At 67.1% G+C, this 12980-nt stretch carries 10 protein-coding genes; 5 read left to right on the forward strand and 5 right to left on the reverse strand.

Annotation, left to right across the window (positions count from 1 at the left end):
• Positions 1 to 29: 29 nt before the first annotated feature.
• Entirely contained in the window at positions 30 to 2255 is a 2226-nt protein-coding gene (locus ACO6D6_RS11555; RefSeq protein ID WP_484785398.1) for an ATP-binding protein, read from the forward strand.
• Positions 2256 to 2434: 179 nt separating this feature from the next.
• On the forward strand, positions 2435 to 5143 hold the full coding sequence (locus ACO6D6_RS11560) for a serine/threonine-protein kinase (protein ID WP_484785399.1): 2709 nt from the start codon (positions 2435 to 2437) through the stop codon (positions 5141 to 5143).
• Positions 5144 to 5154: 11 nt separating this feature from the next.
• Here ACO6D6_RS11560 and ACO6D6_RS11565 read toward each other — a convergent pair whose 3' ends face one another.
• Genes ACO6D6_RS11565 through ACO6D6_RS11585 form a run of 5 tightly spaced genes read right to left on the reverse strand, consistent with a single transcriptional unit; the run spans position 5155 to position 9907 of the window.
• Complete coding sequence (locus tag ACO6D6_RS11565) at positions 5155 to 5892, reverse strand: PP2C family protein-serine/threonine phosphatase (RefSeq protein WP_484785400.1); 738 nt, start codon at positions 5890 to 5892, stop codon at positions 5155 to 5157.
• Positions 5883 to 6251 carry an FHA domain-containing protein gene (locus ACO6D6_RS11570; protein ID WP_484785401.1) on the reverse strand — a complete coding sequence of 123 codons (369 nt, stop codon included), beginning with the start codon at positions 6249 to 6251 and terminating at the stop codon, positions 5883 to 5885. The genes ACO6D6_RS11565 and ACO6D6_RS11570 overlap by 10 nt, the downstream gene beginning before the upstream one ends.
• Entirely contained in the window at positions 6214 to 6990 is a 777-nt protein-coding gene (locus ACO6D6_RS11575) for a 4Fe-4S single cluster domain-containing protein (protein WP_484785402.1), read from the reverse strand. Before ACO6D6_RS11575 ends, ACO6D6_RS11570 begins: the two co-directional genes overlap by 38 nt.
• A complete protein-coding gene (locus ACO6D6_RS11580) occupies positions 6984 to 8888 on the reverse strand; it encodes an AAA family ATPase (protein WP_484785403.1) in 1905 nt (634 codons plus the stop codon). The genes ACO6D6_RS11575 and ACO6D6_RS11580 overlap by 7 nt, the downstream gene beginning before the upstream one ends.
• On the reverse strand, positions 8885 to 9907 hold the full coding sequence (locus ACO6D6_RS11585; protein WP_484785404.1) for a hypothetical protein: 1023 nt from the start codon (positions 9905 to 9907) through the stop codon (positions 8885 to 8887). Before ACO6D6_RS11585 ends, ACO6D6_RS11580 begins: the two co-directional genes overlap by 4 nt.
• Positions 9908 to 10111: 204 nt before the next feature.
• Between ACO6D6_RS11585 and argG the strand changes: the two genes are divergently transcribed.
• Genes argG through ACO6D6_RS11600 form a run of 3 tightly spaced genes read left to right on the forward strand, consistent with a single transcriptional unit; the run spans position 10112 to position 12954 of the window.
• The gene (argG, locus tag ACO6D6_RS11590; protein ID WP_484785405.1) at positions 10112 to 11479 is read left to right on the forward strand and encodes an argininosuccinate synthase; all 1368 of its coding nucleotides are present in this window, start codon (positions 10112 to 10114) and stop codon (positions 11477 to 11479) included.
• A gap of 3 nt (positions 11480 to 11482) precedes the next feature.
• On the forward strand, positions 11483 to 12787 hold the full coding sequence (locus ACO6D6_RS11595; protein ID WP_484785406.1) for a TIR domain-containing protein: 1305 nt from the start codon (positions 11483 to 11485) through the stop codon (positions 12785 to 12787).
• 44 nt (positions 12788 to 12831) lie between these two features.
• On the forward strand, positions 12832 to 12954 hold the full coding sequence (locus ACO6D6_RS11600; RefSeq protein ID WP_484785407.1) for a hypothetical protein: 123 nt from the start codon (positions 12832 to 12834) through the stop codon (positions 12952 to 12954).
• Positions 12955 to 12980: the final 26 nt, after the last annotated feature.

Here is a 12980-nt window from a genome sequence, read left to right on the forward strand (position 1 = left end):
AAGAGGTTTCGAGGAGAAGGAGATGCGAGATGGATGAGTGTGAGAGGTCGTGGACGGTCCGGAAGCTGCTGCGACATGCGGAACCCGCGGCCTTGGCGCGACGGGCGGGCGACCGGCTGCTGCACCTGGTGGCGGGGCTCGAGGGCGGCTACGCCGGGTTGCGGCTGCGTTCCGGGGGCGACGGCACTGTCGAGATCCACTTTCTTTCCCGTGGCGCATCAGAGGAGGACGTGACGGAGTGGGTGTGGCAGGACGTCGCGGAACTTGTTCCCAGCGAAGTCCCGCAGGAGCGGTCCTGGGGTCGGTTCTCGGAAGTGCTGCCCGCGGTCCGGGTGGCCTCGGTCAACCCGTGGCAGGAACTCGACCCTGCCTCTGACGCGGGCACCGCACCGCCCCAGGAGGTCTGGCCCTGCGCGCTCCTCACCGACGGGCTGGAGGTGTTGCTGGCCCTGCGTGGCCGGGACGCCGAGGTGCGGCTGCACCTGGCCCCCGTCAACGACATGGCCGCCCAGATGGCCGCCCACGAGTTGCGGCACGCGACCTTCGCGGCCGACCCGCAGGTCTTTGCGGCATATCAGGGACAGCCCGTGGCGGCGCGCCTGCTCGTCGGGCACGACGGGACGCTGGCACCGAGGCTCCGGGCCGCCCTGCTGGGGCGCGGAAGCGGGCTGGCGGTGCGTCCGCTGGTCGCTGCCGCCCGGGTGTGGGCGGGGGAGACGGAGACCCTCCAGCACGGGGCGTTGCCGTTCGGCGCGGCGCAGTGCCTGACGGTGGTGCCCGCCGCCGGGCCCGCGCAGGAGGTGTGCGGTGTCGCAGTCACCTACCCGTCGCCCAGGCCGGTCCCGGTCGACGACGGGGACTGCCGGGAGGGGCTGCGGCTCGGTCGGGCCGTCTCGAACACGGGAATGTGCCGCGACGTGTGCATCGGTCCGGACGACCTGCTCCTCCACACCCAGCTGGTCGGGGCTACGGGCACCGGCAAGTCGTCGCTGCTGGCGGCCCTGGTGCAGGAGGCGTGCCGGGCGGGGATGGGGTTGACCGTCCTTGACCCCCACGGTCAACTCGTGGACCGGATCCTCGCCGAAACCCCGGAGGAGCATGGCGGACGTTTCCTGGCTGTCCGCAGCGGCGACGAGGAGCGCCCCGTGCCCCTGAACCCGCTGGCCGGTCCCAACCCGGAGTTGATGCAGGACACCATGATTCAGGTGTTCCGGGAACTTCACGACCCCGGCAACCACGGTTTCCTCGGGCCGGTTTGGGAACGCTGGCTGGGGGTGCTGCTGGACACGCAGCGGGCCCTGATCGGGAGACGCGCCAACTTGGCGTTGATCCCCGACATGGCCACCGATCAGAGGCGTCTGGCGGAGCTGGCCCGGAAACTGGGCCGGATCAACCCCAAGGTGTCGCGGGAACTTCACTCCCTCCACAGCCGCCGCCCCGAGGAGTACGGGGAATCGGTGACTTGGGTGGTCTCGAAGTTCCAGAGGATGGTCGGATCGTCGCAGATGCGTGGGGTCCTTGCCAGCGGAAGGGATGCCGTCGACGTGGTCGAGATCCTCGACGACCGTTCCCGGCTGCTCATCGACCTGGCCTCCACCACCCTCGGCGACCTGTCGGCCCAGCTGCTGGGCGAGATGTGGCTGGCCAAGCACTGGGAGGCGCTGTCGAAACGGCGGCGTCGCGACCAGCCGCACCTTCTGATCGTCGACGAGGCCCACCTGTTCGCCTCCGGGCTGCTGCCCCGCATCCTGACGCAGGCCCGCAAGTACGGCGTCGGCGTGGTCGTGGCGCACCAGAACCTGCAGCAACTGACCGGGTCGCTGCGGGAGGCGGTGCTGGCCTCGACGAACAATGTCGTCGTGTTCCGCACCGGTATTCGGGAGGCCGACGCGGCCTTGGCGCGGCTCGGCCGGTGGCCCGGCGCATCGCTGACCCGGCTGGAACGACTCACCGCGGCGGTTAGCCTCAACGTCGGCGACGGTTTCACCGACCCGTTCACACTCGTCGTCGATCACAACCAGCGGAAGGTCGCGGGGGGTGACGCGAGGCTGGGGCGGAGCGTCGAGCAGCTGACCCGGGAGCGGTTCGGGCTCAGGGATGTGGGCACCGAGCAGCTCACCTACGAGTCGCTGGTGCGGGCCGCCGACAGCCTGCTCGAGGACCCGGACAGGTCGCACGGGGCCGCGACCCCGGATTTCCTGACGCGCTGGCTGGAGGAACACGCGGAGAGGGGGCCGGGAAACAGCGGCAGCTGATGCCCGGATGCGCGGTTGCGCAGCACTCAACCCGAAAAATCCCCTCGTGGGGCCTGAAACCGGGTTGAGTGCTGCAAAACCGGGTAAATCCCCGGGGTCCCTCCCGGCCGCGGGCGGTCGTGCCCGCTTCTGTCCGTCATTTCCGAAAGAAGAGCCAGAAACCAAGTCAGGAGCGAAGGATGAGCGAACAGGATCCGGTGAGAACCACCCTCGACGTGCCGGGGGCACCGGACCGCACCACCCCGGATCCCGGCGCTCGGGTGGAGCCGCGTTCCACAACCTTGGACCCGGTTCCCGGAGGTCCTGCGAGAACCACCTTGGATCCGGGGACGACAGCCCCGGCAAACAGGGTCGATCACAGGCTCCAGCCCGGTATGGCCCTCGACTACGAGCTGCTGGAACGTCTCGGTGGGGGTGGTGAGGCCACCGTCTACCGCGCCTTGGACCGGCGCCACGACCGGGAGGTGGCCATCAAGATCTACCACGTCGTCCCGCACTACGCCTTCGAGATCGGCGACGAGAAACACAAACAGCATTTCCGTCACGAACACACCGTCGACCTCTATGAGCGACGCGAGGAGAACGGGCTCCACATCGAGGTCATGGAACTGTGCTCCTTCGGAACCCTTGAAACTCTGGCCGGGGGCGAACCGATGTCCTCCGAGATGCTCCACGGGGTGGTCCGGGAGGTGTCGGAAGCCATCGAATCCATGCATCCGATGTACCACGGCGACGTGAAACCGCAGAACATCCTGGTCCGTTCCAGAGAACCCCTCGACTTGGTGCTCACCGACTTCGGGCTCGCCCGTGACATGGAGGGCCGAGACCGGATCACCAGTCTCGGTCAGGGCACTCACCTGTACCAACCGCCGGAAGGAGCCTCGTCGTCGCGGCTCGAGAGTGATTGGTGGGCGCTCGGGATCATCGTCGCCGAGCTCGCGGCCGGGTATCACCCGTTTGACGGCTTGCCGGAGGACTGCCGCTCCCGGGAACGCCTGCGTGACTTCCTGTCCACCGAAGAGGTTCCGCTGGACCACCTGGATGACCTCGGGGACAAACGCATCCGCAACCTCGCGGAAGGCCTGCTGACCCGGTCCCTCAGGCGCCGGTGGGGTTATGCGCAGGTGAAGGAATGGCTTGCCGGCGGGGACCCGGAGGTCAAACGCGGCACGGACCACCCCAAGGGCAGACAGGTCGGATTCTCCTTCGATGGTGAAATCTTCCACGAGGAGAAGCCGCTGGGCGAGGCGATCCGACGCAGCAACAGCTGGGCCGAGATCGGCCAGGGGGTGCGGCTGCAGGAACTGGTCGCCTGGGTGGCGGGCACGAAAGCGGCTCCCCTGGTGGAACGGATCGCCGCCGGCTCCTCGGTGATGAGGGCGGAACTGACTGCCGCCCTGCTGGCGACGGTTCTCGTCGGTGACGGGCGGGCCGTGTTCCGTGGCCTTGACCTGACCAGCGAGGCCGGACTCACCAGGGCCGCGGGCCAAGCGGTCCTCCTGGCGGAGTTCCAGCAGCGCAACGTGCTCCGGCATTTCGGCGAGATCACGAACAACAGGGTGCTCACCGACCTCGACCACCAATGGCGGACAACCCTGAAGGAAACCACGGACGCCTTGCCGTCCGCAGTCCCCTACGCCGGTCAGGCGGAGGAGATCTGCCTGGTCCATTCCTGGCAGGCCACGTTCAGTCAGGAAGCGGTCACCGGGCTGCGACCCAGGGTGAAACGGGCCGTTAGGAAAGAACCCACGCTCCGGGAGGTTTCGTGGTTCAACGATCTGTTCGAGAAGCCGGCCACCGTCGGCCGTGACCTGGCGCTCCTCGCCTCGCTCCCGGAAGCCGAGAGGCAGGCGGCCGAGATCAAGGCCCGGAAAGCCGCTGAGGAGGAGAAAAAGCGACGCGAGGAGGAGGCCGCGGCGGAGGAGAAGCGACGCAGGGAGGCCGAGGAACGTGAGGCGGAGCTGCAACGGCGACGGCAGCGTCGCGGCCCGAATCTCAAGGCGCTGGTCATGCCGTTCCTCGGCATCGCCGGGTTGTGGCAGTTGTGGTACACGCTGCAACTGGGGAATTCGTTTCAGGAGTACCTCCTGGGGGCGCCGGATTTCTGGCGCTCCGGGCTGACCTACCTCGTGGTGCTGCTCGTAACGCTGCTCGGGTGTGCGCCCGCCGCCGGGCGCGCCGGGTTCGCGCCCGGCGCGGTGAGCGTTCTCCAGTTCGCCTTCATGATCCTGGGTGTCGCGGGCTCGCCGTGGATGTACACGTCCTGGAGCGGCCAATCCCCGCTCCAGGCCATGGGACTGACGCTCCTGAGCGACAACCCCCGTGAATGGCCCGCCGTCGCCGGCCTGATCGCGACCGCAGGCTACGTCGCCGTCATCATGTACACCCGCCGCGGCAGCGAACCGGCTCCGGACGGCCTCAAGGAAAAACGCGAGATGATGGTCTTCACGGTGGTCTGCCCGTCTCTCATCGTGTTTGCCGCGGCCGCTCTCTTCGCAAGCTGGAAGGGATCCTGGCAGGTGTGGCTCAGCACCGTCGCGTGGTGGGCGCTGGTGGTGGCGGCCATGATCATCCTGGTCTGGCCCGCGCTTCGCGTGAAGGGCTACAGAACCGGGGTGCCGGCGGCGATCATGACGTTGGCCGCTGTGCTGCACGCCGTCGGCCAGTGGTACTACCCGGTCCAGAATGCCTTCTGGGCCGCTCAGATGGTGTCCTGCTCCGTCGGGTTCATCTGTCCCGAGAACACCTTCGGCTCTTATTCCCCGAACGGATGGTTCTCCCCGGGCGGGGTGTTCTCCCCGGGCGGACTGGCGATCCTCGCGCTGCTGCTCTACGTGGCTTCCCTCTACATCCGCTGGGCGTTCACCAGGAAGAAATCCGACGCCTGAGGGCCGCGGGCTCAAAGGTGGAGGTCGTCGGGACTGATCCGTTCGACAGGGGAGTCCAGCACCTCCACCACCATGACCGTCACGTTGTCCTGGCCCCCGGCGCGTTTCGCGGCCCCGACCAGGGCGGCTGGCGCATCCGGCCTGGCCAGGATGGTTTCGATCTCCCCGTCGGAGACCATGTCCACCAGGCCGTCGCTGCAGAGCAGCAGGCGTTGACCGGTGTGAAGGGACAGACCGTAGCGGTGGACATCAAGGGGCCGCGGATCGTTGCCCCCCAGGGCTTGGGTGAGCAGAGGCAGGTGGGCGCTGCTGCGGTCGTCCGAGGTCAGACGGATCAGTTCCGGATCGGCCAGATAGGCCCGGGAATCCCCGACGTGGAACACCGAACCCCGGCCGTCGGGGGAGGTTTCCAGCAGCACTGCGGTGGTGCCCATCCCGAACAGGGCGGGGTCTTCGTGGCCGGCAGCGACGAGACGCGCCGAGACCTGGTTGATGTGGTCGGGGACCTCCGGCCCGTCGATCCGAGTCAGCTCCTGCGCCGCCATCAGCGATGCCGTCGCCCCACCCAAGTGTCCGCCCATCCCGTCACACACCGCCAGCCGGTGCGCCCCGGAGCCGTCCAGCACCAGTTCGGTGGGTGCGCCGGTGTCGTGCTGGAGGACCCAACCGTCCACTGCCGCCGCGTCCTCGTTGCGTTCGCGGACCAGCCCCTTGTCCGTCGCCACGCCTACCTTCAGTTTCAGTCCCACAACAGTTCCACCTTCCGGTTCATGGCCAGTCGCAGCTGATCCCCGGGTCGCAGCACCCGGGGGGTGTTGGGCGGGATCCGGATCTCGTTGACGAAGGTTCCGTTGCGGGAATCCAGGTCCATCACCTCGACCTCTCCCGCATCGGTCGAGTGCAGCACACAGTGCTGGGTGCCGATGTTGGTCCACCCGATCCCTTCCAGGGTGGCGCCGAACGGGGAATGCAGCGCCCTGCCGAGCAGTACCCCGGGGGCGTGGGGAACGGGTTGTTCGACGCCGGCCAGCCGGATCCGGCACTGGCGTACCGGGATGGTGCGGACGGCATCAGGAGTCGCCGAGACCTCCGGTGCCGGTTCTGTCATCGGCACCCGGTTCGGTTCGTGGGTGACCATCAGGGTGAGGTCGTTGGGGCAGAGGCCCCTGTCGTCCTGGTAGGTCGCCCCGCAGCTGGGGCAGGTCTGTGCCATGCCGGTTTCCTTTCCACGATGTCTGCCTGAGATGGATCCCTTCGGCCGACAGGTGATCGTGAAGATCTTCAAGTTCCCCCGGGCGCGGGATTCCTGTCAACCACAGCTGCCCATCGGCGACGGCGAAATCCAGGCCGGGACGTTCGCATGGGGGACCCGGGTAGCGTTCCCCGGCCAGGGGGGTGTGTCGCAGCAGCACCTGGTTGCCGGAGCCACGCAGCCAGTGGTCCCCGGCCAGTTCCTGCACGAAGGGGCCCGCCACCACGATGTCCGCCAGCTCACCGAGCCAAGGATGCTCCCGGGCGGCTACATCCTCCTCGAGTCCCGTGAAGACAAGCAGGTCCCAGTCCTCCCTGCGGGCCTTCCCGAGGCAACGCAGCATTGCCAGAAGCCCCGGGAGTTCGGGCTGCTCGGTGGGTTCGCCGCCGCTGACGGTCACGCCGTCGAGTTCCCCGGGCAGGGCCAACAACCAGGCGCCGATCTCCTCGACGGGCAGTTCCCGGTCCGCGCGGAACCCCCAGGTGTCGCGCGACATGCAGCCCGCGCATCTCAGCGTGCAGCCCTGCGTCCAGATTCCGGCGCGGGTGCCGAAACCCAGGTTCCGCACCGGGTGGGCCAGGCGCGAGATCAACACGTGGTCTCCAGCTGCCAGTGGCCGTCGTCTGCCTGGTTGATGGCGGTGATCCGCAACTCGGTGATCCCGGCGGGCAGGCAGATCAAGTGGCGCCCCAGCGGATTGACGAACATGGTCTCCACCGCCGTTGAAACCCCGCGGCCCCCGAAATCCAGGCCGCGGTGGGCGTTCGTCTTCAGGACGGTCAGCACGTCATTGGAGACGACCAGGCGAACCCCGGTCTGTTCGGCGACGTTGCGGGTGACGTTGCCGAGGAACTTGTCCACCAGCTGGTCGCTGACCTCGTCGGAGATGTACTCGAAGACCACGATGTTGTTCTCGCCGATGCGGTTCAGGATCTCCGGCCTGCCCAGGTGGGTGGTGAAGTGCTGGCGGACGGAATCCACGATGCGGCGCTCGAAGTCGCGGTAGGGCAGCCGTGGTTCGCGCGGAACCAGGCACTCCATCTGGTCGGTCGACGGATCCCGGCGATACACCCCCAGGTTTGACGTGAAGATGATCAGGGTTTCACCAAAGTGGACGGTGGAACCGGTGCCCGAGGTCAGGCGGCCGTCCTCCAGGATCTGCAGGAACTTGTCGAGGATCCGGGGATGGGCCTTCTCGATCTCGTCGAACAGGACGACGGTGAAGGGACGCTGCTGGATGGCGTTGGTGAGTTCACCGCCCGCGTCGGAACCGATGTAACCGGGCGGCGACCCGATGAGCCGCGCCTCGGAGGCCTCCGAGGAGAACTCGGACATGTCGAAACGGATGAAGGTGTCGCCCTCGCCGAACACCAGCGCCGCCAGGGCCTTGGCCAGTTCGGTCTTGCCCACCCCCGTCGGGCCCGCGAAGAACAACACCCCCTGCGGACGGGTTCCCGGGCGGCGCACCTGCGCCCCTGTCAGGCCGGTGGTGGATCGGATGAGGACGTCGAGGGCTTTGCGGATGGCGGCCTGCTGTCCCAGTACTTGGCGTTCCAGGGGCTCACGCACACCACTCGGGTCCGGGACCTCACCCGCCGCCCAGCGGATCTTTTCCCGCAGGCCGGGGGCGTGCCACGGGTTGTCGGGGATGCCGACCCGGAACAGTCGCACCGCGTCCTCGATCCGGGTGAAGGGAATGTCCTGGTCCAGGGCCACTCGGGTGATCAGCGGGATGGATCGCAGGCTCAGTCCGCCGGCGGCGTCGGCGAATCGTTGGAACACCTCCTGGCGCTGCGGCGGGGTGAGTTCCTGCAGGGCGGGCATCGGGGTGAGGATCCGCCGGGCGAAATCCTCCAGCTGCGCGGCGGTGGCGTGGGGCACCGAGATGGTGCGAACCTCGGGTCGCCGGACGAACCAGGCGGGCAGGTCGTTGGGCTGGTCCAGCAGCCAGAACACGGTGGGGTACAGGAGCGCCCTGTGAGGGCCGTTCAACCGTTGCGGGGCCACCCGGGAGGCGTGCGCCTCGGCCATCACCATCACCGAGTGGAGGTTGCCATCCTGGACGTTTCCACCCGGTGCCAGCCGGGCTGCCCCGGAGATCAGGAGCGCGCACGGGGGCTCCGGGGCGATCATCGCTGCCAGCACGGCACGGAGCTGCCCGGCTGCGGCGTCGATGTTCCCGTTCGGCGGTTGTACGGGAGCCGCGACGTTGAGACCCCGGGCGGTGGCCTCCTGCAGGGGGTGCAGGTCGCCGGAGAGGGGGCTCAGCCCGTCCACGGGATCGAAGGCCGCCACCGCGGGGAACCCTGCGGTGGTCAGGACGTGGCACAGTGCCTGCCGGGTTTCGAGATGCCCCAGGGGCAGCAGATGGAGGTCGGTGGTGTCCCCCGTCAACACGATGTGCGGGTAGGAGGGCAGGGCGACATCTACCTCGCGAAGCCAGGTGGGGAGGGATTCGGGTTGCTCTTCCCGCGGTGCTGCCGGGACGGTCATCGCCGCTGCTCCTGCTCGGTGGTGCGACGTTGCTCAGTGGTTTTGCGGGTGACCTGCTGGTGCGCGAGCGGCCGCAGTCCTGCGGGGAGATGGCTTACCCGGTTCTGGCGGATGCCGCGTTTCTCCAGCTCGGCGCGGAACGCCGCCAGGGCGTCGCAGAGAGCCTTTTCCGCCTGGGTGTCGGCGGCGGTGTCCGCTGGGCCTGCGATGCGCAGGGCATCCAGTTCGATGCGGCCCGCGCGGGTCCGGGCCATCACCGCGTGCTGGGGGAACGCGGCGTGGGTCACGATGAGGGTGTCTTCTGCCCCTTCAGTCAGGAGCGAAGTGGGTTGGTAGCCGATTGCTTGGAGGCTGGCGCGCACGGCGTCGGCGACGAAACCCTCCTCGGCGCGCCGGGCTGCCGTTTCGGCCTCGGATTCCAGCGCGGCGGTTCGCTGCTGTTCGGTCGCCCGTAGGGCCTCTTGGTGGCGGGCGTTGCGGCTGTCCACCTCGTCGCGGAGGAGCCGCAGCAGCATCCTGGAACGCTCCGGGGAGGCGGCCAGCGCCTCCGCCGCACATTCGGAGACGGCGGGGTCGGCGACGAGTTGGCGTTCGACGACATCACGGGCGAGGTCCGCGAGTTCGGTGAGCCGCGGTCCGGTTTCCCGTTCCGCATTCCCGGTGCTGGTCTTCTCGGCCAGGGCCGCGGCGATCTCCGGGGAGACCGTGAACCCGGAAATCGCTTCGGCCAGTTGGCGTCTGGCGACGTCCTGCTGCCGCCGGGCAAGTTCCTGCTCGATCCCGGAGCGGGCCTCGGAGATCAGGCGTTGAAGCTCCCCGCACTGGGCCTCGACCTCCTCCGACGTGCCGGGGGCGGGACCGAACCCCGCGATGGCCGGAAGACCCAGGGAACGCAGCTCACCGGTGATGCCAGCCAGATCTGACAGCAGGCCGTCACGCCGGGCAATTGCCGCAGCCAGCAGGCGCCGCTCCCTGGCCTCTGCCGATTCGACCACATATTCGCTCCAACCAGAACTCATCCCAGCCTCCTTCTCGTGGGCTCCAAGAAATACTGACGGACAGGACCAACCCGGGAAACACACGGGACGGGTTTCGTCCGTCAAGAAGTTGCGACCGACGAAATCAGGTCTTCGCCGGCCGTGGGTTTCATTCGCCGTTATGAGACCAGGGGGGAGAGCACGGCCCCTTGAACACCTCCGTGCGCTGTTTTTCGAGGAGGAAACATGTCCAAGGTCCTGACTTCGCTTCCAGTGGGGGAACGGGTCGGACTCGCGTTTTCCGGGGGGCTCGACACCTCCGTCGCGGTCGCCTGGATACGTGAGAAGGGTGCCATGCCGTGCACCTACACCGCCGACATCGGGCAGTACGACGAAACCGACATAGCCTCGGTTCCGGGACGTGCCCTGCAGTACGGGGCGGAGCTGTCGCGGCTGGTCGACTGCCGGGAGTCGCTGGTGGAGCAGGGGTTGCAGGCCCTCCAGTGCGGTGCCTTCCACATCAGGACTGGTGGCAGGCCCTACTTCAACACCACCCCCATCGGCCGGGCCGTCGCCGGTACGATGTTGGTTCGGGCCATGGCCGCCGACGACGTTTCGGTGTGGGGCGACGGCTCCACCTACAAGGGCAACGACATCGAACGTTTCTATCGCTACGGGGTGCTCGCGAACCCTGAGTTGCGGATCTACAAGCCGTGGCTCGACGAGGCCTTCGTCGACGAGCTGGGCGGTCGCCAGCAGATGAGCGAGTGGCTGACCGAACGCGGCCTTCCGTACCGCGACTCCGCGGAGAAGGCCTACTCCACCGACGCCAACATCTGGGGAGCCACCCACGAGGCCAAGATCCTGGAGGAGCTCGGGGTCTCCATGGAGACGGTGGAACCGATCATGGGAGTCAGGTTCTGGGATCCGGAGGTGGCCATCGAACCCGAGACCGTCACGATCGGGTTCGAGCGGGGATATCCCGTCTCCATCAACGGTGAGAGATTCGAGGACCGGGTGCGGCTGGTGCTCAAGGCCAACGAGATCGGCGGCCGCCATGGCCTGGGCATGAGCGACCAGATCGAGAACCGCATCATCGAGGCCAAGTCGCGGGGTATCTACGAGGCCCCGGGCATGGCTTTGCTCTTCGTCGCCTACGAACGTCTGCTCTCCGCGATCCACAACGAGGACACGCTGTCCAACTACCAGATCGAAGGGATCCGCCTCGGACGTCTCCTCTACGAGGGTCGCTGGTTCGATCCGCAGGCCATGATGATTCGTGAATCCTTGCTGCGCTGGGTGGCCTCCGTCGTCACCGGCGAGGTGACCCTCGGGTTGCGTCGCGGCGACGACTACACCATCCTCGACACCACCGGTCCTGGTTTCAGCTACCAGCCGGAGCGGCTGTCCATGGAGCGGGTCGAGGACGCCGCCTTCGGGCCGCTCGACCGCATCGGGCAGCTGACGATGCGCAACTTGGACATCGCGGACACCCGCGCCAAGCTCGAACGCTACATCAACCAGGGGCAGCTGACCGGCGGGGAGGCCGAGAAGCTCGTGGCGCAACTCGAAATCGGCGCCGGCGACGGTGACCTCGTCGGGGCGGAGGGCTGAACGGTGGCCAAGGACGTACTGGAGAAGGTGTTCATCGCCTGGGGCGGGAGCCAGCGCCTGGCTGCGCTGGTGGGGCAGAAGATCTCGGCATTGGGATTCGACCCGATCGTGGGTGGCGGCAGCCCCACGGAACTGTTCATCGGCACCCAGGTCTTCTCGCAGATCCGGTCCTGCACGCGGGCGGTCATTCTCGTCAATGGGGAGGGAATGGAGGCCAGCCCCGGGTTCGGGTTGAACGACAACCTGATGTTCGAGTGGGGCTACATCACCGGCACCTACAGCCCCAACAAGCTGCACGTCTTCCTCATCGACACCTCCGTCAAGGACCTGCCCAGCGACCTGGGCGGTTCCTGGGCGACGGAGGTGAGTACCGCGGAACTGGACGTGGAGGAGATCGCCGACGTGATCGTCGCTGCTTTCCAGAAGGACGCGACCCGGCACGTCGAACTCGACAAGCTGAAGATCATGCACATGTGGGAGGACATCAAACGCTACCTTGACACGCACGACACCAGCCCCCAGTGCTCCGACATCGAACTGGCCCAGTACCTGATCCACACCGCCGAGGTGTGCGACTACTACATGGAGGAGGAGTACGCCGAGGCGCTGCTGAACAAGGCCCACCCGACCTCCAGCATCCTCAGTTTCGCGATCCTGCTGCTCAAGGCCAACATCCGGCTCGCCTTGGAGACGAACGGCTTGGCCACGTCGCTGCCCTTCGACTCGTTCACCGAGCTCCGGGCCGTTTTCGAGACCAAGTTCGACTTCTCCTACCAGGACGAGGAATTCGACCTCTGGATGCGGTATTTCACGACCCGGAGGCTGAGTCTGCTCTACCGCTTGGTCTCCCTGAACGACGACTTCGCCGAGGACGAACGCAAGGCCCTGCTGGAGTCGGCCCTGTCCTTCCTGAAGGAAGCGGGCGCCATCCTCGATGAGATCAGCTCCAGGATTTCCTCCGACAGCGCCTACGTGAACCTCTACCGGGGTTACGTGGAGCGCGACAAGTTCCGGGTCTTCGTGGCCTTCGGAATGCAGGAGGAGGCCTCGACGAGCAACGCCGCGGCTCTGGTGGCGAAGGAAACCTTCTACCTGACCTACAAGGAGAAGTACCCGCACGACACCTACATGATCCGGCAGCTCGCGCAGGAGTATTACCGGAGCCTCGCGGAACGGATGGAGTTCATCACCGACGTGACGGAGAAACTGGTCATCAGGAAGACGCTCAAGTCTTTCCTGTCGAAACTCGACAAGGACTCGGGACGCCAGCACGCGGTGTTGCAGGAGCTGCGCAAGATGCTGGGCTGATCGCGCCGACAGATCCGTATGTCAACCGAGGAAAGGAGAACATCATGGCATGTGCCTGCCAGGACAAGGTCAACAACACCTACGGAAGGTGCCGCGCCTGCAACGAGGCCATCGCGCACAACATCCCCGTGAGTCGCCACAGCTGCCAGTGGGGTACGTGCACTTGAACGAGGGGGTTCGGCCGGGCCGTCCG

The sequence above is a fragment of the Arachnia sp. genome, from assembly GCF_057238465.1.

Excerpts from the sequence above, each read along its gene's own strand:
- ACO6D6_RS11560 (WP_484785399.1), top strand. The coding sequence starts at position 2,435 with ATGAGCGAACAGGATCCGGTGAGAACCACCCTCGACGTGCCGGGGGCA.
- ACO6D6_RS11600 (WP_484785407.1), top strand. The coding sequence starts at position 12,832 with ATGGCATGTGCCTGCCAGGACAAGGTCAACAACACCTACGGAAGGTGC.
- ACO6D6_RS11585 (WP_484785404.1), bottom strand. The coding sequence starts at position 9,907 with ATGAGTTCTGGTTGGAGCGAATATGTGGTCGAATCGGCAGAGGCCAGG.
- argG (WP_484785405.1), top strand. The coding sequence starts at position 10,112 with ATGTCCAAGGTCCTGACTTCGCTTCCAGTGGGGGAACGGGTCGGACTC.
- ACO6D6_RS11580 (WP_484785403.1), bottom strand. The coding sequence starts at position 8,888 with ATGACCGTCCCGGCAGCACCGCGGGAAGAGCAACCCGAATCCCTCCCC.
- ACO6D6_RS11570 (WP_484785401.1), bottom strand. The coding sequence starts at position 6,251 with ATGACAGAACCGGCACCGGAGGTCTCGGCGACTCCTGATGCCGTCCGC.
- ACO6D6_RS11555 (WP_484785398.1), top strand. The coding sequence starts at position 30 with ATGGATGAGTGTGAGAGGTCGTGGACGGTCCGGAAGCTGCTGCGACAT.